The organism is Streptomyces saintjeani (assembly GCF_055409605.1).
Window position 1 is genome coordinate 8,168,206 of the sequence record NZ_CP189624.1, and the last position, 23,817, is coordinate 8,192,022.

A 23,817-nucleotide genomic window follows, 5' to 3' on the forward strand; every position below is an offset into this window, starting at 1 on the left:
GCGTCGGCCTCGAACGCCACGCAGAACTCCGACACCTCCCGAGGAGAAGAAACCATGACCGCAGACTCCGGCGCCCCGGGGCCGACCGCCTCGGCCGAACTGGTCGCGAAGGCCCATGAACTGACCCCGTTCCTGCGCTCCCACTCCGAGATCTCGGAGCGCGAGCGCACCCTCGCGCCCGAGGTCGTGACGACGCTGCGCGACGCGGGCTTCTTCCGGCTGACGACCCCGGCGAAGTTCGGCGGCCACGACCTCAGCCTGTCCGCCCAGATGGAAGTCATCGCGGCGGTGGCCAGGGGATGCGCGTCGGCGGGGTGGGTCCTCGCGGCCGAAGCGGCGTCGACGATGCTCGTCCACATCGTCTCGGAGGCAGCGATGGCGGAAGCCTTCGACGGCCGGCCGGACACGCTGATGCTGTCCACCGCCGTGGACCTGACCACGTCCACGGTGACGCCGACCGAGGGCGGCTTCCTGGTCTCGGGGCACTGCCGCTTCGCGACGGGAGCCGAGATCTCCGACTGGGCGCTGGTGACCTCGCTGGTGTTCAAGGCCGGCGACGAGGACCGCGTGCTGAGCTGTGTGCTGCCGATGAGCGAGGTGACGGTCGAACGGACGTGGAACATGTCCGGCATGAGCGGCACGGGAACCCACACGATCGTCCTCGACAACGTGTTCGTGCCGGAACACAGGACCCGGCAGTTCATCGTCTCCGAGGTGTACGCCAGCGACGAGGACGAGCGGCCGTCGTACTTCGTCCGGGCCAGCCTGACGACCCTCGCGGCGCTGGTCGGCGCGGCCCGGGGCGCGCTCGACGTCGTCCGGGAGAAGTTCTCGAAGGACCCGGCCGAGACGGACAAACCGACCGACTTCAGGGGCGCCGCCGCCATGGAGTCACCGGGCATCCGCCTGTGGTTCGCCGAGGCGGCACACCTGATCGACAGCAGCATGCTGCACCTGATGCACGCCGCGGGCCGGCTCGACGGCGTCGGATACGAGGAACCCGTCGAGTGGCTGGAACGCGCCGAGCTCAGGATGCACGCCTCCTCCTCGGTCCGGCTCGCACGCGAGGGCATGGAGAAGCTGCTCGACATCAGCGGTGCGCGTGGCTTCGCGCTGGCGAACCCGCTCCAGCGCTACTGGCGTGACCTCGCCGTCGGCAGCCGCCACGTCTCCTTCCACGCACCGACCGCGCTGGAGGACTACAGCCTCGCGCTCTGGGGGAAACGGCCCTCGCTCGTTCTCATCTAGCCGACCGGGCCGAGGAGGAAAGGACGCTATGGACACGCTATCCGAGGCTGTGCTGGCCGGTGCCTCGCCGGAGGAGCTGGAGCGCATCGCGCCACCGCCCGAGTACCTCGCCGCGCATCTGCGCGCCGAGGACGTCGATATGTTCCGCGGCGTCGCCGACAAGGACGTACGCAAGTCGCTGCGCGTCGGCCGGGTGCCGATGCCCGAACTCGCGCCGGACGAGGTGCTCGTCGCGGTGATGGCCAGCGCCATCAACTACAACACGGTCTGGTCGGCGATGTTCGAGCCGATCCCGACGTTCAGGTTCCTGCGCCAGCTCGCCCGCCGGGGCGGCTGGGAGGCCCGGCACGACCAGCCGTACCACGTGGTCGGGTCGGACGCGGCGGGCGTGGTGGTCCGGACCGGGTCCGGCGTCCGCCGGTGGAAGACCGGCGACCACGTGGTGGCCAGCCCGATGCATGTGGACAGCGAGGAACCGATCGCGCACGCCGACGGGATCCTCGGCGAGGAGCAGCGGGCGTGGGGGTTCGAGACCAACTTCGGCGGTCTCGCGCACTACGCGGTGGTGCGCGCGACCCAGCTGGCGCCCAAGCCGGCGCACCTGAACTGGGAGGAGGCGGCCAGCAACCCGCTGTGCGCCAACACCGCCTACCGGATGCTGGTCAGCGACCGCGGCGCGCGGATGAAACAGGGCGACGTGGTGCTGATCTGGGGCGCCGCCGGCGGTCTCGGCGCGTACGCGGTGCAGCTCGTGCGCAACGGCGGCGGCATCGCCGTCGGCGTGGTCAGTTCGCGGGAGAAGGCCGACCTGGTCCGCAAGCTCGGCTGCGACGTGGTGATCGACCGGCACGAACTGGGCATGCCGGCGGACGGCCGGCCCACCCCCGAGCAGACCATCGAGGTCGGCAAGCGGCTGGGGTCGATCATCCGGCGGGAGGTCGGCGAGGACCCGCACATCGCCTTCGACCACGTGGGCCGCTCGACGTTCGGGATCTCCGTCTTCGTGGTCCGCCGCGGCGGCACCGTCGTCACCTGCGGATCGAGCAGCGGCTACGACCACGCCTTCGACAACCGCTACCTGTGGATGCGGCTGAAGCGGATCGTCGGCAGCCACTCGTCCAACCTCCAGGAACACGCCGAATGCAACCGGCTCCTGTCGCTCGGCAGGATCCAGCCGGCGCTGAGCGAGGTCCACCCGCTGGAGGCGGTCGGCGAGGCCGCCCGCCTGGTCCAGACCAACTCGCACGCCGGGAAGGTCGGCGTGCTCTGCCTCGCACCCGAGCACGGCATGGGTGTCACCGACCCGGAGCGGCGCGCCGCCATCGGGGAGGACCGCATCACCCTGTTCCAGCGGGCCGCCGCGGCCGGTGCACGATGAACACGCCGCAGTGGCTGGGCCGCGTCGGCGTGGTGGGCTGCGGGGTGATGGGCACCGGCGTCGCCGAACTCTGCGCCGTCCGGGGCCTGGACGTCGTCGTCTTCGGACGCCGGGAGACCTCGACCGACGACGCGCGCGAACGCCTGGCCCGATCGCTGGACCGCGCCGTGAGCAAAGGCCGGACGACCGAGGCGGACCGCAAGGAAGCACTGTCCCGCATCTCGTTCACCACGGACCTCGGCGCACTCCACGACTGCCGGATCGTGGTCGAGTGCGCGCCGGAACAAGAACCCCTCAAACGGGAGATCTTCACCGCGCTGGACCGCATCGTCACCGACGACGACGCCGTCCTCGCCTCGGTCACCTCCTCGATCCCGATCACCCGCCTGGCCCGCGCGACCTCACGGCCCGCCAAGGTCATCGGCACCCACCTCTTCAACCCGGCACCGACCATGCCGCTGGCCGAACTGATCCCCACCCTGCTGACCGACGACGAGACGGTACGGCGGGCCGAGGAGTTCCTCGGCGGCACGCTCGGCAAGCAGGTGATCCACGCGCCGGACCGCGCGGGCTTCCTGGTGAACACCCTGCTGGTGCCGTACCTGCTGTCCGCCGTCCGCATGGTCGAGATGAACGCCGCCTCGGCCGCCGACATCGACCGGGCCATGATGGGCGGCTGCGGGCACCCGATGGGACCGCTGGCGCTGATCGACCTCATCGGCCTCGACGTCATCGCCGAGGTCGCGAACAGCCTGTACGAGGAGTACAAGGAGCCGCTCCACGCCCCGCCCCCGCTGCTGTCGCGCATGGTCGAGGCCGGGCTGCTCGGCAAGAAGACCGGGACCGGCTTCCACACCTACCGGACGTGACCGCTCCCGGGCCTTGACGGCCCGTGCGAGCCCCGACTGTTCACAAGGAGATCGGCATGCCGGTAGGCATCCTGGGAATTGGTTCGTATCTGCCGGAGAACGAGGTCTCCAGCGCGGACATCGCGCAGCGCGTCGGCGTCACCGAGGAGTGGATCCTCAGCAAGACGAAGATCGAGTCACGGCGTTTCGCCGCCGACGACGAGGCGACCTCCGACCTCGCGGCCCGCGCCGCGCGCGCCGCGCTGGCCTCGGCGGGGCTGACCCCCGACGAGATCGGCACGATCATCGTGTCGACGTCCACACCGGACTCCCCGCAACCGGCGACGGCATGCCTCGTCCAGAACCTGCTGGGCGCCCGGCGCGCCGCCGCGTTCGACGTGAACGCCGTGTGCAGCGGCTTCGTCTACGCACTGGCCCTCGCCGAGGGCCTGATCGCCGCGGACCCCGGCCGGCGCGTGCTCGTCGTCGCCGCCGACCTGTACTCCCGGTCGCTGGACTTCGGCGACCGCCGAACCGCCGTACTGCTCGGCGACGGCGCCGGCGCGGCGGTCGTCGGGGAGGTGGGCGAGGGCTACGGCATCCAGCGCATCGACCTGGCGGCGCACGGCGACCTACAGGCGCTGATCCACGTCCAGGCGGGCGGAACCCGTCGCCCGGCCTCGCACGAGACGGTGACCGACGGCGGGCACTTCTTCCGGATGGAGGGTCGGCGCGTACGGGAATTCGTCCTCGAACACGTGCCGCCGGCGCTCGCCCACCTGGTGAAGGAGGCGGGAGTCCCGCCGACGGAGGTCGGCCACCTCGTCCCGCACCAGCCCAACGGCGCGATGCTCGACGAACTGGACAAGCTGTCCGGATTCCCCAACGCGCGCCTGCACCGCACCGTGGAGCGCTACGGCAATGTCGGCAGTGCCTCCGTGCCGGTGACCCTGGACGCCGCGCACCGCGAGGGCGCCCTGAACGACGGCGACCTCGTGCTGCTGACCTCGTTCGGCGGGGGCATGTCGACCGGGCACTGCCTGCTGCGCTGGCGGCACCCCGGAACACGGTGACCCCGGAGCGACGGCGACGGGAGTTCTCCGGGTACGGACGCGATCCGCGCGCGGACGTCCGGGTGCCCGCGCCGCCGCGTTCCCCGCTGCCGGCCCGGACGGTCCAGGGCACCGGTCGTGGTGCGCCGTGAAACCAATGGTCCAGCACCTGCTCGGCCCTTGAATGCAGGATCCGCCCGCTGTTTTGGGCTGGCGAACCTATGGAGCCGATCCGGCCGAGCTGTTTACTCCCAAGGGCGCGAATCCACCCAGGTCTTGTCGGCAAGGGGCAGCGATGAACGGTGTTGACGTAGCACTCACGGCCGATGGGACCGATGCTGGCGAGATCGCCGTCGTCGGCCTGTCCTGCTGCCTGCCGAAAGCGGCCGGTCCGGCCGAGTTCTGGCGGCTGTTGCGTGAGGGCGTCGACGCGACCGGCGCAGCGCCGGACGACCGGTGGGCCGGCGATACGCACTCCCCCCGCCGCGGCGGGTTCCTCGACCGGATAGACCAGTTCGACGCGGATTTCTTCGGGATCTCCCCGAAGGAGGCCGTGGCGATGGACCCGCGACAGCGGCTCCTGCTGGAACTGAGCTGGGAGGCGCTGGAGGACGCGCGGATCGTCCCGGCGACACTGCGCGGCAGCCGTACGGGCGTGTTCGTCGGCGCGATGGGGGACGACTACGCCGTTCTGATGAGCCGTCTCGGACAGGAGGCGATCGGCCAGCACACCCTGACGGGGTCCAGCCGCGCGATCATCGCGAACCGCGTCTCGCATTTCCTGGGACTGCGCGGACCGAGTCTGACGGTGGACACCGCGCAGTCCTCGTCGCTGGTCGCCGTGCACATGGCCTGTGAGAGCCTGCGGCGCGGCGAGTCCACCGTGGCCGTCGCGGGCGGGGTGAACCTCAACATCCTGGCCGAGAGCACTGTCAGCGCCTGGAAGATCGGGGCACTGTCGCCGGACGGGCGCTGCTACACGTTCGATGCGAGGGCCAACGGCTACGCCCGCGGTGAGGGCGGCGCGGTGGTCGTGCTGAAGAAGCTGGCCGACGCACTCGCCGACGGGGACAAGATCTACTGCGTCATCGCCGGTGGCGCGGTCAACAACGAAGGCCACGGCGACGGCGACGGCAGCGGCCTGGCGGTCCCCAGCCGGTCGGCCCAGGCGGACGTCATCCAAGAGGCGTACCGGCGCGCCTCGATGGACCCCGCCGAGGTGCAGTACGTCGAACTGCACGGCACGGGTACCAAGGTCGGCGATCCGGTCGAGGCCGCCGCGCTCGGCGCCGCGCTCGGCACCCGGCGTCCGGCCGATTCCCCGCTGCTGGTCGGTTCCGTCAAGACCAACGTCGGTCACCTGGAGGGCGCGGCCGGTATCACGGGGATGCTCAAGGTGGTGCTGAGCCTCCGGCACCGCCTGCTTCCGCCCAGCCTCAACTTCGTGGAAGCCGGTCCGGACATCCCGCTGGACGAGCTTCGGCTGCGCGTGCATACCCGCCTCGCGGAGTGGCCCGAGCAGGGGCGGCGGCTGGTGGCCGGGGTGAGTGCGTTCGGGATGGGCGGAACGAATTGTCATCTGGTACTGGCGGAGGCGCCTGTTCGGGTCCCTGAGGGGGAGCCTGTGGCGTCGGCCGTGCCAGGGGTGGTGCCGTGGGTGTTGTCGGGCAGGTCGGAGTCGGCGTTGCGGGAGCAGGCGCGGCGGCTTGTGGCGCATGTGGAGGCGGATGCGGGGCTGGACCCGGTGGGTGTGGGTGCGGCGTTGGTGTCGACCCGGGCGAGTTTTGAGTACCGGGCGGTGGTTCTGGGCGCGGGCCGTGGTGAGCTGATCGCGGGGTTGGCCGGGCTTGCGGCGGGGGAACCGGGTGCTGGGGTGGTGGCTGGTCAGAGCGCGGCCGGTGGGCGTGGTGTGGTGTTCGTGTTCCCCGGTCAGGGTTCGCAGTGGGTCGGTATGGCGCGGGGACTGCTGCTGTCCTCACCGGTGTTCGCGGAGCGGATGGGGGAGTGTGCTCGGGCGTTGGCGCCGTTCGTGGAGTGGGATCTGCTGGAGGCGCTGGGGGACGAGGAGGCGTTGGGGCGGGTGGATGTGGTGCAGCCGGTGTTGTGGGCGGTGATGGTGTCGTTGGCGCAGGCGTGGCGGTCGTTGGGGGTGGTGCCGGCTGCGGTGGTGGGGCATTCGCAGGGGGAGATCGCTGCGGCGTGTGTGGCGGGTGGGCTGTCGTTGGCGGATGCGGCCAGGGTCATCGCGGTGCGCAGCCGGCTGCTCGCCGAGTCACTGGCCGGGCGGGGCGGGATGGTGTCGGTGCGATTGCCGCTGGCTGCGGTGGAGTTGTTGATCGCTCGGTGGGAGGGGCGGTTGTCGGTCGCGGCGGTCAACGGGCCCTCGTGGGTGGTGGTGTCCGGGGACGCCGACGCCGTTACGGAGCTGGTCGTCGCGGGCGAGGCGGAGGGCTTCCGGACTCGCCGGATGGACACGGACTGCGCGGGACATTCTCCGCAGGTGGAGGAGATCAGGGCCGAGCTGGTCGGGGCTCTGGCGGACATCGTGCCGGTGGAGGGGAGTGTTGCGTTCTATTCCACGGTTACGGGTGAGCTGACGGATACCCGTGAGTTGGATGCGGAGTACTGGTACCGCAATGCGCGGGAGACGGTGCGGTTGGCGGGCACGACCCAGGCGCTGGCTGCGGCTGGCTACGGGGTGTTCGTTGAGGTCAGTCCGCATCCGGTGTTGGTTCCGAGTCTGGAGGAGACGCTGTTCGAGTCTCATCCGGGGGCGGTTGTGACGGGGACGTTGCGTCGGGGTGAGGGCGAATCAGAGCAACTGCTGGCTGCTGTGGCTCGGTTGCACACTCGTGGTGTCCCGGTGGACTGGGCCGCGATAGTGGGCCAGGGTCCGGCGATCGAGTTGCCGACGTATGCGTTCCAGCGTGAGCGGTACTGGCCGGAGGCGGTGTCCGAGCCCGTGGTGGGGGCGGACGATGAGTTGTGGTCGGTGGTGGAGGGGTCGGATGTGGGGTTGTTGTCGGCGGAGTTGGGGGTCGATGAGCGGGCTTTGGGTGAGGTGGTGCCGGCGTTGGCGGCGTGGCGTGAGCGTCGTCGGGCTGGGTCGGTGGTGGAGGGGTGGCGGTTTGCGGAGAGCTGGAAGCTGTTGCCCGGGGCGTCTGGGGGTGTGTTGTCGGGTGGTTGGCTGGTGGTGGTGCCTGTCGGGTGGGGTGAGGATGCGTGGGTGGCTTCGGTGGTGGGGGCGTTGGGTGCTGGGGTGGTGCGGCTGGAGGTGGCCGGGGACACGGATCGTGCCGAGTTGGCTGGGCGGTTGGCGGATCTGCCTGAGCTGGCTGGGGTGGTGTCGTTGCTGGGTGTGGTCGAGGAGGCGTGTGCGGGGTTCGGTGCTACGCCGGTGGGTCTGGCGGGGACGGTGGGGTTGGTCCAGGCGTTGGGGGACTGTGGGATCGGTGCGCGGGTGTGGTGTGTGACGCGGGGTGCGGTGTCGGTGGGGTCGGGGGATCTGTTGGTGAGTCCGGTGCAGTCGGCGTTGTGGGGGTTGGGGCGGTCTGTGGCGTTGGATCTGCCGGGTCGGTGGGGTGGGTTGGTCGATCTGCCTGCTGTGCTCGACGGACAGACCGGTGGGTTGTTGCGGCGGGTCCTGACGGGTGATGAGGATCAGGTGGCAGTGCGGGGGTCGGGTGTGTATGGGCGTCGTCTGGTCCGGGCCGGGGGTGCGGAGGCGGGTGCTGGGGTGCGGCTGAGTGGTTCGGTGCTGATTACGGGTGGGACGGGGGGTCTGGGTGGTCATGTGGCGCGGTGGGTGGTGGCGCGTGGTGCTGAGCATGTGGTGTTGGTGAGCCGCCGGGGTCTGGAGGCTCCGGGTGCGGTGGGTCTGCGTGAGGAGCTTGAGGCGCTGGGTGTGCGGGTGACGGTGGAGGCGTGTGATGTCGCTGACCGGGAGGCGCTGGCGGGGGTGCTGGGGCGGGTGCCGGCGGAGTGCCCTTTGACGGCGGTGGTGCATGCGGCGGGGATCGGTGACGGGTATGTGCCGGTGGGGGAGTTGGAGCCGGGGCGGTTGGATGGGGTGTTGCGGGCGAAGATGGTGTCTGCGTGGCATCTGCATGAGTTGACGGCGGGGCTGGACCTTGAGGCGTTCGTGTTGTTCTCGTCGGGTGCGGCGAGTTGGGGTGCTGGGGGGCAGGCGGCGTATGCGGCGGCGAATGCTTTCCTGGACGGGCTGGCGGGATATCGGCATGGCGCGGGGCTTGCTGCGACGTCGATCGCCTGGGGTCTGTGGGCGGGTCCGGGCATGGGGGCGGCCGGCGTTGAGTCTGTGGAGGGGTACAGGCGGCGTGGTGTGTTCCCGATGGAGCCGGAGTTGGCGATGGCGGCTCTGGAGGGGGCGGTGCGCGACGGTTCGGTGACTCTCACGGTGACGAACACCGACTGGGAGACGTTCGCGCCGAGTTTCACGGTCGAGCGGCCGAGTGCTCTGTTCTCAGGCATTCCGGAGGCGCGCAAGGCACTCGCCCGGCCGGGTGGTGAGTCGGCGTTGCGGCGCAGGCTGGCCGGGCTGGGGGAGAGGGAACGTACGCGGGCGCTGCTGGATCTGGTGCGGCGGGAAGCTGCGGTCACTCTCGGTTTCGACAACGCTGATGCTCTGCCGGACGGGCGGGCCTTCCGCGATATCGGTTTTAGCTCGCTGACCGAGGTGGAGCTGCGGAACAAGCTGGCGGCGGCTACCGGTCTTGTGCTGCCCGTGAGCCTGGTCTTCGACTACCCGACCCCGGCCGTGCTGGCTGAGCATCTGGGGGCGGAGCTGCTGGGTTCGGAAGCGCAGGTCATGGCTCCCGTTGTGGTGAAGGCCGAGCCGGACGAGCCGATCGCCATCGTCGGGATGGGCTGCCGGTTCCCGGGTGGGGTGTCGTCGCCGGAGCAGTTGTGGGCTTTGCTCGCGGGTGGTGTTGACGCGATCTCGGCGTTTCCGACGCAACGTGGCTGGGATCTGGTCGGTGACGGTTTTGCCCGGGTGGGTGGGTTCGTCGAGGACGTGGCGGGGTTCGACGCGGGGTTTTTCGGGATTTCGCCGCGTGAGGCGTTGGCGATGGATCCGCAGCAGCGGTTGTTGCTGGAGACGGCGTGGGAGGCGTTGGAGCGGTCCGGGATCGACCCGAACACGCTGAAGGGCAGCAAGACCGGCGTGTTCGTGGGCGGGACAGATTCCAGTTACGACACTGTCGGGGATGCCTCGGCCGAACTGGACGGATACCGGCTCACCGGTGGTTCGAGCAGCGTGTTGTCGGGGCGGATCGCGTACGTGCTGGGGTTGGAAGGGCCTGCCGTGACGGTGGACACGGCGTGTTCGTCGTCGCTGGTGGCGTTGCATCTCGCGGCCCAGGCACTGCGGTCCGGCGAGTGCTCGATGGCGCTGGCCGGTGGTGTGACGGTGATGGCCACACCGGAGATCTTTGTCCAGTTCGCTGCTCAGGACGGGCTGGCGGGGGATGGTCGCTGCAAGGCGTTCGCCGCGTCGGCCGACGGCACCGGGTGGGCTGAGGGCGTCGGGTTGGTGGTGGTGGAGCGGTTGTCTGATGCCCGGCGCAATGGGCACCGGGTGTTGGCGGTGGTGCGGGGTTCGGCGATCAACCAGGACGGCGCCTCGAACGGGCTGTCGGCGCCGAACGGTCCCTCCCAGCAGCGGGTAATTCGTCAGTCGTTGGCCAACGCCGGTCTGACCGCCACCGAGGTGGACGTGGTCGAGGCGCACGGTACGGGTACTCGGTTGGGGGACCCGATCGAGGCCCAGGCCCTGCTGGCCACCTACGGGCAGGAGCGGCCGGTGGATCGTCCGCTGTGGTTGGGGTCGCTGAAGTCCAACATCGGTCACACCCAGGCGGCTGCCGGTATCGCTGGTGTGATCAAGATGGTGCTGGCGATGCAGCAGGGTGTGTTGCCGCGGACATTGCATGTGGACGAGCCGAGCCCTGAGGTGGACTGGTCGTCTGGTGCGGTGGAGTTGCTGACGGAGCAGCAACCGTGGCCGGTGGTGGATCGGCCGTGGCGGGCGGGGGTTTCTTCGTTCGGGGTCAGTGGCACCAACGCCCACCTCATTCTGGAGCAGGCTCCTGAGCTTGAACCGGCCTCCCGTGTGGAGGTGGAGCCGGTGGTGGTGCCGTGGGTGCTGTCGGCGAGGTCGGAGTTGGCGTTGCGGGAGCAGGCGCGGCGGCTTGTGGCGCATGTGGAGGCGGATGCGGGGCTGGACCTGGTGGGTGTGGGTGCGGGACTGGTGTCGACCCGGGCGAGCTTTGAGCATCGGGCGGTGGTTCTGGGCGCGGGCCGTGGTGAGCTGATCGCCAGGCTGGCCGGGCTTGCGGTGGGGGAACCGGGTGCTGGGGTGGTGACCGGCGGGGTCGGTCAGAGTGCGGCTGGCGAGCAGGGCGTGGTGTTCGTGTTCCCTGGTCAGGGTTCGCAGTGGGTGGGTATGGCGCGGGGACTGCTGACGGCTTCGCCGGTGTTTGCGGAGCGGATGGGGGAGTGTGCTCGGGCGTTGGCGCCGTTCGTGGAGTGGGATTTGTTGGAGGTGTTGGGGGATGAGGGGGCGTTGGGGCGGGTTGATGTGGTGCAGCCGGTGTTGTGGGCGGTGATGGTGTCGCTGGCGCACGTGTGGCAGTCGTTCGGGGTGACACCGGCTGCGGTGATGGGGCATTCGCAGGGCGAGATTGCTGCGGCCTGCGTGGCGGGCGGACTGTCGCTGGACGATGCGGCCAGGATCGTCGCGGTGCGGAGCCGGATGATCGCGGGGTCGTTGGCGGGTCGGGGCGGGATGGTGTCGGTAGGGCTGCCGCTGGCTGAGGTGGAGTCGTTGGTGGCCCGGTGGGAGGGGCGGTTGTCGGTCGCGGCGGTCAACGGGCCGTCGTCGGTGGTGGTGTCCGGGGACGCCGGCGCGGTGGCCGAACTGGTCGCGGCGGGCGGGGCGGAGGACTTCCGGGCTCGCCGGGTCGAGGTGGACTACGCGTCGCATTCCCCGCACGTGGAGCAGATCGAGGCGGAGCTGGTCGAGGCACTGGCCGGGATCACTCCGACCGAGGGCACGGTCGCGTTCTACTCCACCGTGACCGGTGAGCTGACGGACACCCGTGAGCTGGACGCGGGCTACTGGTACCGCAATCTGCGGGAGACGGTGCGGCTGGCCGACACCACCCGGGCACTGGCCGAGGCCGGCCACGGGACATTCGTAGAGGTCAGCCCCCACCCGGTGCTGACCCCCAGCCTGGAGGAGACGCTGTTTGAGTCTCATCCGTCGGCGGTTGTGACGGGGACGTTGCGCCGGAGCGAGAACGACCCCGAACAACTGCTGGTTGCTGCGGCACGGTTGCACACCCGTGGCGTCCCGGTGGACTGGGCCGCGATAGTGGGCCGGGGTTCGGTGGTCGATCTGCCGACGTATGCGTTCCAGCGTGAGCGGTACTGGCCGCGTCCCCGGGTTGTGGCCGGCGATGTACGGGGCGCCGGGTTGGTGTCAGTGGGTCATCCGTTGCTGGGTGCGGCGGTGGAGTTGGCCGGTGATGAGGGTGTGGTGTTCACCAGCCGCCTGTCTCTGGCTTCGCACGACTGGCTGGCCGATTACATGGTGAATGGTGTGGTGGTCGTGCCGGGCACCGCGTTCGTGGAACTGCTGGTGCGGGCTGGTGACGAGGTCGGGTGTGGTGTTCTGGAGGACTTGGCGTTGGAGCGGCCGTTGGTGCTGTCCGAGCGCGGGGCTGTGCAGGTGCAGGTGGTGGTCGAAGCACCGGCAGAGTCGGGTCGTCGTGCGGTGAGTGTGTACTCCCGGCCGGAGGAGGAGGTGGGCTGGATACGGCACGCCGGCGGAACGCTGACGGCGTCAGGAGTTTCCGCGCCGGTGTGGCAGGACGTGGCATGGCCGCCTGCGGGAGCGGAACCGGTGCCGGTGGACGGGTTCTATGAGGACCTGGCCGAGACGGGCTACGGATACGGGCCGGTCTTCCAGGGGGTACGGGGGGTATGGCGGCGGGGTGAGGAGGTCTTCGCCGAGGTGCGGCTGTCCGACGAAGTGGCCGAGCGGGCGGGGGAGTTCGGGATCCATCCGGCGTTGTTCGACGCCGCTCTGCATGCCGCCGTATTCCTGTCTGGTGATGTCGAGGGTGGGCTCCCGTTCGCGTGGGGCGGTGTGTCGCTGCACGCCTCGGGCGCACGGTCGCTGCGGGTACGGCTGTCGGAGACTGAGAGCGGCGTGCTCCGTCTGGATGCGGCTGATGACACGGGTGCTCCGGTGGTGTCGGTGGAGTCGGTGGAGCTGCGGCGGGTGTGGTCGGAGTTGCTGGAGTCCGGGGATGAGCGGCGGTCGTTGTTCAGTGTGGAGTGGACGGTGTTGCCGGGTGTCGGGGACGAGGGACCGGTTGGGTCGTGGGCGGTGATCGGTGCTGGTGGGCTGGATGTGGAGTCGTTGGGGGTGCCGTGTTATGCCGGGGTGAGTGATCTGGTGGAGGCGGGTGTGCCGGTGCCGGATGTGGTGGTGGTTGCGTGTGTGGGGTTGTTGGAGGGTGATCGGGGTGTGGGTGCGCGGGTGTTGACGGGGCGGGTGCTGGGTGTGGTGGGGGAGGTGTTGGCCGAGGAGCGGTTGGGTGGGTCGCGTCTGGTGGTGGTCACGTGTGGTGCGGTGGCGACCGGGGTTGGGGAGGATGTGCCGGATCTGGCGGGTGGGGCGGTGTGGGGGTTGGTGCGTTCGGCGATGGCTGAGCATCCCGGGCGGTTGGTGTTGGCTGATGTGGAGTCGTTCGTTGGGGATGTGCCGGTGGTGGTGGGGCTGGCGGGTGGTGATGAGCCTGAGTTCGCGGTGCGTGGTGGTCGGGTGCTGGTGCGGCGGCTGGCCCGTCCGGATGCCGGGGCGTTGGCGGTGCCGGTAGGCGGTGGTCTTGTCGGGGACGGCACGGTGTTGGTCACGGGTGGGACCGGCACGCTGGGTGGTCTGTTGGCGCGGCATCTGGTCGACCGGCACGGGGTACGGCATCTGTTGCTGGTGAGCCGTCGTGGGCTGGACGCTCCCGGCGCGGCGGACCTGGTGGCTGAACTGGGGTCGGCCGGGGCGAGTGTGACCGTGATGGCTTGTGACATGGCGGACCGGGACGCCGTCGCGGAGCTGGTCGCCGGGGTGCCGCAGGAGCACCCTCTCACCGCGGTGATTCATGCGGCGGGTGTGCTGGACGACGGGACGATCATGTCGTTGACGCCGGAGCGGGTGGATACGGTGATGCGTCCGAAGGCGGATGCGGCGTGGTATCTGCACGAGGCGACCGCGGGGCTGGACCTGGCCGCGTTCGTTCTGTTCTCCAGTTTCGCGGCTACCTCGGGTACTCCGGGGCAGGGCAACTATGCCGCGGCCAACGCGTTCCTGGACGCGCTGGCGTTGCACCGGCACGCGCAGAGTTTGCCGGCTGTGTCGTTGGCGTGGGGCTGGTGGGCCGATGCGAGTGGCATGACGGGGGGCCTGGGCCGGAGTGACCGTGTCCGGCTGGGCCGGGCCGGGGTGCGCGCCATGTCGGCGGCGGAGGGGCTGGCGTTGTTCGACCTGGCCTGCCGGCGTCCGGAGGCGTATCTGGTTCCGGTCGGGCTCGAACTGCCGCGACACAACGGGTCTGAGCCGGTGCCGCCGTTGTTGCGGGGCCTGGTGGCGGGTGGGACGGCCCGGCCGGTTGCCCGTGCGGGTGTTCGGGACGGTTCCGGTCTGGCTGGGCGGCTGGTCGGTCTGACCGCTGCTGATCAGCAGCGGCTGCTTCTTGATCTGGTGTGTGGTCATGTCGCCACCGTTCTGGGACACGCCTCCGCAAGGGTCGTCGATCCCGAGAAGGCGTTGCGGGACATGGGCTTCGACTCGTTGACGACGGTGGAGTTGCGTAACCGGCTGGCGGCGGCGACGGGGCTGCGGCTGCCCGCGACGCTGGTATTCGACCATCCGACCGTGTCGCGGCTGGCCACCTACCTGCGACAGCAGCTGACCGGCACGGTCGAGGCCGCGCCGGTGGCTCCCGTTGTGGTGAAGGCTGAGCCGGACGAGCCGATCGCCATCGTCGGGATGGGCTGCCGGTTCCCCGGCGGGCTGTCGTCGCCGGAACAGTTGTGGGATGCGGTGATGTCCTCGGCTGATGTGGTGGGTGAGTTCCCTGGTGATCGGGGCTGGGATCTGGTCGGTGACGGGTTCGCCCGGCTGGGTGGGTTCGTCGAGGATGTGGCCGGGTTCGACGCGGAGTTCTTCGGAATCTCGCCGCGTGAGGCGTTGGCGATGGATCCGCAGCAGCGGTTGTTGCTGGAGACGGCCTGGGAGGCGCTGGAGCGGTCCGGGATCGACCCGAACGCGCTGAAGGGCAGCAGGACCGGGGTGTTCGTGGGCGGGGCCGGTTTTGGGTACGACACTGTCGGGGATGCCTCGGCCGAACTGGACGGATACCGGCTCACCGGTGGCGCGGACAGCGTGTTGTCGGGGCGGATCGCGTACGTGCTGGGGCTGGAAGGGCCCGCGATCACGGTGGACACGGCGTGCTCGTCGTCGCTGGTGGCCCTGCATCTCGCGGTCCAGGCACTGCGGTCCGGGGAGTGTGATCTGGCGCTGGCCGGTGGTGCGACGGTGATGTCCGCACCGCGCATCTTTGCCGAGTTCGCCGTTCAGGACGGACTGGCGGCCGATGGCCGCTGCAAGGCGTTCGCCGCGTCGGCCGACGGGGTCGGGCTCGCGGAAGGCGCCGGGTTGGTGGCGGTGGAGCGGTTGTCTGATGCCCGGCGCAATGGCCATCGGGTGCTGGCGGTGGTGCGGGGTTCGGCGATCAACCAGGACGGCGCCTCGAACGGCTTGGCGGCGCCGAGTGGCCCGTCGCAGCAGCGGGTGATCCGGCAGGCGTTGGCCAGTGCTGGTGTGACCGCCGCTGAGGTGGATGTGGTGGAGGCGCATGGCACGGGTACTCGGTTGGGTGACCCGATCGAGGCCCAGGCCCTGCTGGCCACTTATGGGCAGGGCCGGCCGGCGGATCGTCCGCTCTGGCTGGGGTCGCTGAAGTCCAACATCGGTCACACCCAAGGCGCGTCAGGAGTGGCCGGTGTGATCAAGATGGTGCTGGCGATGCAGCACGGGCAACTGCCCCGCACCTTGCATGTGGACGAGCCGAGCACGGAAGTGGACTGGTCGGTCGGCGCGGTGGAGTTGCTGACGGAGCAGCGGCCGTGGCCGGTGGTCGGCCGGCCGTGGCGGGCGGGGGTGTCCTCGTTCGGGATCAGCGGCACCAACGCCCATGTGATTTTGGAGCAGGCTCCTGAGCTTGAACCGGCCTCTGATGTGGATGTTGTTGCTCCGGTGGTGGTTCCGTCGGTGGTGCCGTGGGTGTTGTCGGCGAGGTCGGAGTCGGCGTTGCGGGAGCAGGCGCGGCGGCTTGCGGCACACGTGGAAGCTGATCCGGGACTCGACCCGGTCGAGGTGGGTGCGGCACTGGTGTCGACCCGGGCGAGTCTGGAGCACCGTGCGGTTGTCCTGGGCACGGACAAGGATGAGCTGATCGCGAGGCTGACCGGGCTTGCTACCGGAGAACCGGGCACCGGGATAGTGACCGGCAGGGCTGGCCAGAGCACGGCCGGTGGGCGTGGTGTGGTGTTCGTGTTCCCCGGCCAGGGTTCGCAGTGGGCGGGTATGGCGCGGGGCCTGCTGGTGGCTTCCCCGGTGTTCGCGGAGCGGATGCGGGAGTGCGCTCAGGCGCTGGCCCCGTTCGTGGAGTGGGATCTGCTGGAGGCGCTGGGGGACGAGGAGGCGCTGGCACGGGTCGAAGTGGTGCAGCCGGTGTTGTGGGCGGTGATGGTGTCGTTGGCTCAGGTGTGGCAGTCGCTGGGCGTGACACCTGCCGCAGTGGTGGGGCACTCGCAGGGCGAGATCGCGGCGGCCTGCGTGGCGGGCGGACTGTCGCTGGCCGACGCGGCCAGGATCGTCGCGGTGCGCAGCCATCTGCTTGCCAGGTCGCTGGCCGGGCATGGCGGGATGGTGTCGGTGCGGCTACCGCTGGTCGAGGTGGAGTCGTTGATCGCCCGGTGGGAAGGACGGTTGTCGGTCGCGGCGGTCAACGGGCTCTCGTGGGTGGTGGTCTCCGGGGATGCGGAGGCGGTGACCGAGCTGGTCGTGGCGGGTGAGGCGGAGGACTTCCGGGCCCGCCGGATGGACACCGATTGCGCGGGGCACTCCGCGCAGGTGGACGAGATCAGGGACGAGCTGGTCGAGGCTCTGGCAGACATCGCCCCGGTGGAGGGCACAGTTGCGTTCTACTCCACGGTGACCGGTGAGCTGACGGACACCCGTGAGCTGGATGCGGGCTACTGGTACCGCAACCTGCGGGAGACGGTACGGCTGGCCGAGACCACCCCGGTGCTGGCCACGGCCGGCTACGGGGTGTTCGTGGAGGTCAGCCCGCACCCGGTGCTGGTTCCTAGCCTGGAAGAGACGCTGTTCGAACCTCATCCCGCGGCGGTTGTGACGGGGAGCCTGCGCCGGGACGAGAACGAACTTGAGCAACTGCTGACCGCACTGTCCACTCTCCACACCCACGGCGTCCCGGTGGACTGGTCCGCGGTAGTGGGCCGGGGTTCGGTGGTGGAGTTGCCGACGTATGCCTTCCAGCACCAGCGGTACTGGCCGCGTCCCCGGGCTGTGGCCGGAGATGCACGGGGTATGGGGTTGACGTCGGTGGGTCATCCGTTGCTGGGTGCGGCGGTGGAGTTGGCTGGTGGTGAGGGTGTGGTGTTCACCAGTCGGCTGTCTTTGGCTTCGCATGAGTGGCTGGCCGATTACGTGGTGGATGGTGTGGTGGTGGTGCCGGGCACGGCGTTCGTGGAGCTGGTGGTGCGGGCTGGTGACGAGGTGGGGTGTGGTGTTCTGGAGGACTTGGCGTTGGAGCGGCCGTTGGTGTTGCCGGAGCGTGGGGCTGTGCAGGTGCAGGTGGTGGTCGGGGCGCCGGTGGAGTCGGGTCGTCGTGCGGTGAGTGTGTACTCGCGGCCGGAGGAGGAAGCGGGCTGGACACGGCACGCCAGCGGAACGCTGACTTCCGAGGCAGCGGCGGTGGGTGCGGAGTTGACGGCATGGCCGCCTGCGGGAGCGGAACCGGTACCGGTGGACGAGTTCTATGAGGACCTGGCCGGGACGGGCTACGGATACGGGCTGGCCTTCCAGGGAGTACAGGTGGTGTGGCGGCGAGGCGAGGAAGTCTTCGCCGAAGTACAGCTGCCCGACGAAGTGGCCGAGCGGGCGGGGGAGTTCGGGATCCATCCGGCACTGTTCGACGCTGCCCTGCACGCTGCCGTATTCCTGTCTGGTGATGTCGAGGGCGGGCTCCCGTTCGCGTGGAGCGGTGTGTCCCTGCACGCCTCGGGCGCACGGTCACTGCGGGTGCAGTTGTCCGCGACTGAGGACGGTGGGCTCTGCCTGGATGCGGCTGATGACACCGGCGCCCCGGTCCTGTCGGTGGACTCGCTGACACTGCGACCGTTGCGAGCGGAACTGCTGGAGTCCGGGGATGAACAGCGCTCGCTGTCCAGCCTGCCACGGCATGGTGGGCGGTCCCGGCCGGTTGCCCGTGCGGGTGTTCGGGACGGTTCCGGTCTGGCTGGGCGGTTGGTCGGTCTGACTGCTGCTGATCAGCAGCGGCTGCTTCTTGATCTGGTGTGTGGTCATGTCGCGGCCGTTCTGGGACACGCCTCTGCGGGGGCCGTTGACGCCGAGAAGGCGTTGCGGGACATGGGTTTCGATTCGTTGACGACGGTGGAGTTGCGTAACCGGCTGGTGGCGGCGACGGGGCTGCGGCTGCCTGCGACGTTGGCGTTCGACCACCCGACCGTGTCGCGGTTGGCCACCCACCTGCGACAGCAGTTGACCGGCACGGTCGAGGCCGCGCCGGTGGCTCCCGTTGTGGTGAAGGCCGAGCTGGATGAGCCGATCGCGATTGTGGGGATGGGGTGCCGGTTCCCGGGTGGGGTGTCGTCGCCGGAGCAGTTGTGGGCTTTGCTCGCGGGTGGTGTTGACGCGATCTCGGCGTTCCCGACGCAGCGTGGCTGGGATCTGGGTGGTGACGGTTTTGCTCGGGTAGGTGGTTTTCTCCATGAGGCGGCGGAGTTCGACGCGGGGTTCTTCGGGATTTCGCCGCGTGAGGCGTTGGGGATGGATCCGCAGCAGCGGTTGTTGCTGGAGACGGCGTGGGAGGCGCTGGAGCGGTCCGGGATCGACCCGAACACGCTGAAGGGCAGCAGGACCGGGGTGTTCGTGGGCGGGGCCGGTTCGGGTTACGAGGCTGTCGGGGGTGCCTCGGACGAACTGGACGGATACCGGCTGACCGGTGGTGCGGGCAGCGTGTTGTCGGGGCGGATCGCGTACACGTTGGGGTTGGAAGGGCCTGCGGTGACGGTGGACACGGCGTGTTCGTCATCGTTGGTGGCGTTGCACTGGGCTGCGCAGGCGCTGCGGTCGGGGGAGTGTGATCTGGCGCTGGCCGGTGGTGTGACGGTGATGGCCACACCAGGGGTCTTTGCCGAGTTCGCCGTTCAGGGCGGGCTGGCGGCCGATGGCCGCTGCAAGGCGTTCGCCGCGTCGGCCGACGGCACCGGGTGGGCCGAGGGCGTCGGGTTGGTGGCGGTGGAGCGGTTGTCTGATGCCCGGCGTAATGGTCATCGGGTGTTGGCGGTGGTGCGGGGTTCGGCGGTGAATCAGGATGGTGCCTCGAACGGGTTGTCGGCGCCGAACGGTCCGTCTCAGCAGCGGGTGATCCGTCAGGCGTTGGCCAGTGCCGGTGTGACCGCCGCCGAGGTGGACGTGGTCGAGGCGCATGGCACCGGTACTCGGTTGGGTGACCCGATCGAGGCCCAGGCGCTGTTGGCCACCTACGGGCAGGACCGGCCGGCGGATCGCCCGCTGTGGCTGGGGTCGCTGAAGTCCAACATCGGTCACACCCAAGGCGCGGCAGGTGTTGCTGGTGTGATGAAGATGGTGTTGGCGATGCAGCGGGGTGTGTTGCCGCGGACGTTGCATGTGGATGCGCCGACGCCTGAGGTGGACTGGTCGTCTGGTGCGGTGGAGTTGTTGACGGAGCAGCGTCCGTGGCCGGTGGTGGACCGGCCGTGGCGGGCGGGGGTGTCCTCGTTCGGCGTCAGCGGCACCAACGCCCATGTGATTTTGGAGCAGGCTCCTGAGCTTGAACCGGTCTCCGATGTGGTGGTGTCGCCGTCGGTGGTGCCGTGGGTGTTGTCGGCGAGGTCGGAGTTGGCGTTGCGGGGGCAGGCGCGGCGGCTGGCGGCGCACGTGGAGGCGGATCCGGGTCTGGACCCGGTCGATGTGGGTGCGGCGTTGGTGTCGACTCGGGCGAGTTTGGGGCACCGTGCGGTGGTCCTGGGTGCGGGTCGGGACGAGTTGATGGCGGGGCTGGCCGGGTTGGCTGTGGGGGAGCCGGGTGCCGGGGTGGTGACCGGGGTGGCTGGTGCGGGTGGCCGGACGGCGTTCTTGTTCACGGGTCAGGGTGCGCAGCGTGTGGGGATGGGGCGGGAGTTGGCGGGTGAGTTTCCGGTGTTCGCGGAGGTGTTCGGGGAGGTGTGTGCGGGGTTTGAGGGTTTGTTGCCGGGGTCGTTGGAGGAGGTTGTCTTCGGTGGGGATGAGGGGCGGTTGAGGGAGACGGGGTGGGCGCAGCCGGCGTTGTTCGCTTTCGAGGTGGCGGTGTTCCGGTTGTTGGGTTCGTGGGGTGTGGTACCTGATTTTGTGGTGGGGCATTCGGTGGGGGAGTTGGCGGCGGCGTATGTGGCGGGTGTGTGGTCGTTGCGGGATGCGTGTCGGGTGGTGGCGGCGCGGGCGGGGTTGATGCAGGCGTTGCCTGCTGAGGGGGTCATGCTGGCGGTGGAGGCGAGTGAGGCGGAGATCGTCTCGGTGGCGGGTGAGGTTGAGGGATGGGGTGAGCTGGCTGCTCTCGCGGCGGTCAACGCCGCCCGCTCCGTGGTGCTGTCGGGTGATGCCGGGGTGGTGGGGGCGATGGGTGAGCTGTGGCGCGCTCAGGGCAGGAAGGTGCGGCGCCTGAGGGTCAGTCACGCGTTCCATTCGCCCCTGATGGACCCGATGCTTGCGCCGTTTGCCGAGGTGCTGGGGCAGGTGGAGTTCAAGGAGCCGTCGGTGGGGATGACGGTTCCGGCCGCCCAGGTGTGCGGTCCGCAGTATTGGGTGCGGCAGGTGCGTGAGCCGGTGCGGTTCGCGGACATGCTGGGGGAGTTGGGTGTTGGGGGTGTGACGCGTTTCGTTGAGGTGGGTCCGGACGGTGTGCTGAGCGGGTTGGGGTCGGGTGCGGTGGACGGGTTGTTCGTCGCGGTCCAGCGTCGGGACCGGCCTGAGGTCCATACGGTCATGGCCGCACTGTCCACGTTGCACACCCACGGCGTCCCGGTGGACTGGTCTGCGGTGGTGGGCCGGGGTTCGGTGGTGGAGTTGCCGACGTATGCGTTCCAGCGTGAGCGGTACTGGCCGCGCTCCCGGGCTGTGGCCGGAGATGCACGGGGTATGGGGTTGACGTCGGTGAGCCACCCGTTGCTGGGTGCGGCGGTGGAGTTGGCCGGTGATGAGGGTGTGGTGTTCACCAGCCGCCTGTCTCTGGCCTCGCACGACTGGCTGGCCGACCACGCAGTGCGGGGTGTGGTGGTGGTGCCGGGCACGGCGTTCGTGGAGTTGCTGGTGCGGGCTGGTGACGAGGTGGGGTGTGGTGTTCTGGAGGATCTGGCGTTGGAGCGGCCGTTGGTGTTGCCGGAGCGCGGGGCTGTGCAGGTGCAGGTGGTGGTCGGGGCGCCGGTGGAGTCAAGCCGTCGTGCGGTGAGCGTGTATGCGCGCCCGGAGGAGGAGACGGACTGGGCACGGCATGCCGGTGGGACGCTGGCTTCCGAGGCATCCGTGCCGGTGTGGCAGGAAGCGGTGTGGCCGCCAGCAGGAGCGGAACCGGTGCCGATGGACGGGTTCTATGAGGGCCTGGCCGGGACGGGTTACGCATACGGCCCGGCCTTCCAGGGACTGCAAGCAGCATGGCGGCGAGGCGAGGAGGTCTTCGCCGAGGTGCGGCTGCCGGAGGAAGCGGCCGAGCGGGCAGGTGAGTTCGGTATCCACCCGGCGCTGTTCGACGCCGCCCTGCACGCCGCCGCGTTCCTGCCCGCAGGCGGTGAAGGCGGGTTCCCGTTCTCCTGGAGCGGAGTGTCGCTGCACGCCTCGGGCGCACGGTCGCTGCGGGTACGGCTGTCGGTCACTGAGGACGGCGCACTCTGCCTGGACGCGGTTGACGAGAGCGGCGTCCCGGTGGTGTCGGTGGATGCGTTGGTGTTGCGGCCGGTGGGGGCAGGGCTGCTGAGGTCCGGGGTGGGGCAGCGGTCGTTGTTCAGTGTGGAGTGGTCGGTGTTGCCCGATGTCGAGGGTGAGGTGTCGGCTGGGTCGTGGGCGGTGATCGGTGCCGGTGTGCCGGATCTGGAGTCGCTGGGGGCGTCGTGTTACGCCGGGGTGGCCGATCTGCTGGAGGCGGTGGGGGCGGGTGCGCCGGTGCCTGAGGTGCTGGTGGTTGCCTGCGTGGGTTCGGTGGAGGGTGATCGGGGTGTGCAGGCGCGGGTGCTGACCGGTCGGGTGTTGGGTGTGGTGGGGGAGGTGCTGGCGGAGGAGAGGCTTACCGGGGCTCGGCTGGTGGTGCTGACGCGTGGGGCGGTGGCTGCCGGGGCTGGTTTGGATGTGCTGGATCTGGCGGGTGCGGCGGTGTGGGGGTTGGTTCGTTCGGCGATGTCCGAGCATCCCGGTCGGTTGGTGTTGGCTGATGTGGAGTCGTGGGTTGGTGATGTGCCGGTTGTGGTGGGGTTGGCGGGTGGGGATGAGCCTGAGTTCGCGGTGCGTGGTGGTCAGGTGCTGGTGCGGCGGCTGGCCCGTCCCGACACCGGCGCGCTGACCCTGCCTGTTTCTGACGGCCTTGCCTGGGACGGCACGGTGCTGATCACTGGTGGGACCGGCACGCTGGGTGGTCTGCTGGCGCGGCACCTGGTCGACCGCCACGGAGTGCGGCATCTGACGCTGGTGTCCCGGCAGGGGCCGTCCGCGTCGGGGGCGCGGGAACTGGTCGAGGAACTGACCGGACTGGGCGCCCAGGTACGGGTGGTGGCGTGTGATGTATCGGACCGGGACGCCGTCGCCGAACTGATCGCCGGGGTACCGGAACAGCATCCCCTGACCGCGGTGATCCACACGGCGGGTGTGGTGGACGACGGGACGATCATGTCGTTGACGCCGGAGCGGGTCGATGCCGTGATGCGTCCGAAGGCGGACGCGGCGTGGTACCTGCACGAGGCGACCGCCGGGCTGGACCTGGCCGCGTTCGTCCTGTTCTCAAGTTTCGCGGCGACTTCGGGTGCTGCGGGGCAGGGCAACTATGCCGCGGCCAACGCGTTCCTGGACGCTCTTGCGTCGCACCGGCAGGCGCAGGGTTTGCCGGCTGTGTCGTTGGCGTGGGGCTGGTGGGCCGATGCCAGTGGTATGACCGGGCATCTGGGCGACAGCGACCATGCCCGGCTGGGCCGGGCCGGGGTGCGTGCCATGCCGGCGGCGGAGGGGCTGGCGTTGTTCGATCTGGCTTGCCGACGCTCGGAAGCGAATCTCGCCCCGATCCGGCTCGACCTCCCACGACATGGTGGATCCGAGCCGGTGCCTCCGCTGTTGCGGGGGTTGGTGGCCGGTGGACCGGCCCGGCCGGTCGCCCGAGCGGGTGACCAGGACGGCTCCGGCCTGGTCCAGCGGCTGGCGGCCCTGACCACCGCCGACCAGCAACGGCTTCTTCTCGATCTGGTGTGTGGCCATGTCGCGACCGTCTTGGGGCACGCCTCGGCAGGGGGCGTCGATCCTGAGAAGGCGTTGCGGGAGATGGGCTTCGACTCGCTGACGACGGTGGAGCTGCGCAACCGGCTGGCGGCAGCGACAGGTCTGCAACTGCCCGCCACGCTCGCGTTCGACCACCCGACGGTGTCGCGGCTGGCCGGATATCTCCACACCCGGCTCGCGCCCACAGCGGACGCCGACTCGGCCGAGGCGCGGCTGCGTGAAGCGCTCGCCTCGATCCCCTTCACGCGGTTGCGGGACGCAGGACTGATGGACGTGCTGCTGCGGCTGGCCGGCGCGAGCGAGGACGACGCGCCCACGAACACGGAGAAACAGCTCGACGAGATGGACGCGGAAGCGCTCATCGACTTTGTCCTGGACGAAAGGCACTGAGATGACGGTTTCGCA

General features: G+C 69.8%; 5 protein-coding genes. All 5 read left to right on the forward strand.

Going from position 1 to position 23,817, the window contains the following annotated elements; all coding sequences use genetic code 11:
- Positions 1-54: 54 nt before the first annotated feature.
- Positions 55-1,248, forward strand: a complete 1,194-nt coding sequence (locus tag ACQCO7_RS36735; protein WP_464075857.1) for an acyl-CoA dehydrogenase family protein — start codon at positions 55-57, stop codon at positions 1,246-1,248.
- Between the two features lie 28 nt (positions 1,249-1,276).
- Positions 1,277-2,626, forward strand: a complete 1,350-nt coding sequence (gene ccrA, locus ACQCO7_RS36740) for a crotonyl-CoA carboxylase/reductase (protein WP_464075858.1) — start codon at positions 1,277-1,279, stop codon at positions 2,624-2,626.
- Positions 2,623-3,495: a 3-hydroxybutyryl-CoA dehydrogenase gene (locus ACQCO7_RS36745; RefSeq protein ID WP_464075859.1), complete on the forward strand. Its 873-nt coding sequence runs from the start codon at positions 2,623-2,625 to the stop codon at positions 3,493-3,495. Before ccrA ends, ACQCO7_RS36745 begins: the two co-directional genes overlap by 4 nt.
- Positions 3,496-3,551: 56 nt before the next feature.
- Positions 3,552-4,547 carry a 3-oxoacyl-ACP synthase III family protein gene (locus ACQCO7_RS36750; RefSeq protein ID WP_464075860.1) on the forward strand — a complete coding sequence of 332 codons (996 nt, stop codon included), beginning with the start codon at positions 3,552-3,554 and terminating at the stop codon, positions 4,545-4,547.
- Between the two features lie 163 nt (positions 4,548-4,710).
- A complete protein-coding gene (locus ACQCO7_RS36755; protein WP_464075861.1) occupies positions 4,711-23,802 on the forward strand; it encodes a type I polyketide synthase in 19,092 nt (6,363 codons plus the stop codon).
- The last annotated feature ends 15 nt before the right edge of the window (positions 23,803-23,817 follow it).

Coding starts and splice junctions, on each gene's coding strand:
- ACQCO7_RS36735 (WP_464075857.1), top strand. CDS start 55: ATGACCGCAGACTCCGGCGCCCCGGGGCCGACCGCCTCGGCCGAACTG.
- ACQCO7_RS36755 (WP_464075861.1), top strand. CDS start 4,711: ATGCAGGATCCGCCCGCTGTTTTGGGCTGGCGAACCTATGGAGCCGAT.
- ccrA (WP_464075858.1), top strand. CDS start 1,277: ATGGACACGCTATCCGAGGCTGTGCTGGCCGGTGCCTCGCCGGAGGAG.
- ACQCO7_RS36745 (WP_464075859.1), top strand. CDS start 2,623: ATGAACACGCCGCAGTGGCTGGGCCGCGTCGGCGTGGTGGGCTGCGGG.
- ACQCO7_RS36750 (WP_464075860.1), top strand. CDS start 3,552: ATGCCGGTAGGCATCCTGGGAATTGGTTCGTATCTGCCGGAGAACGAG.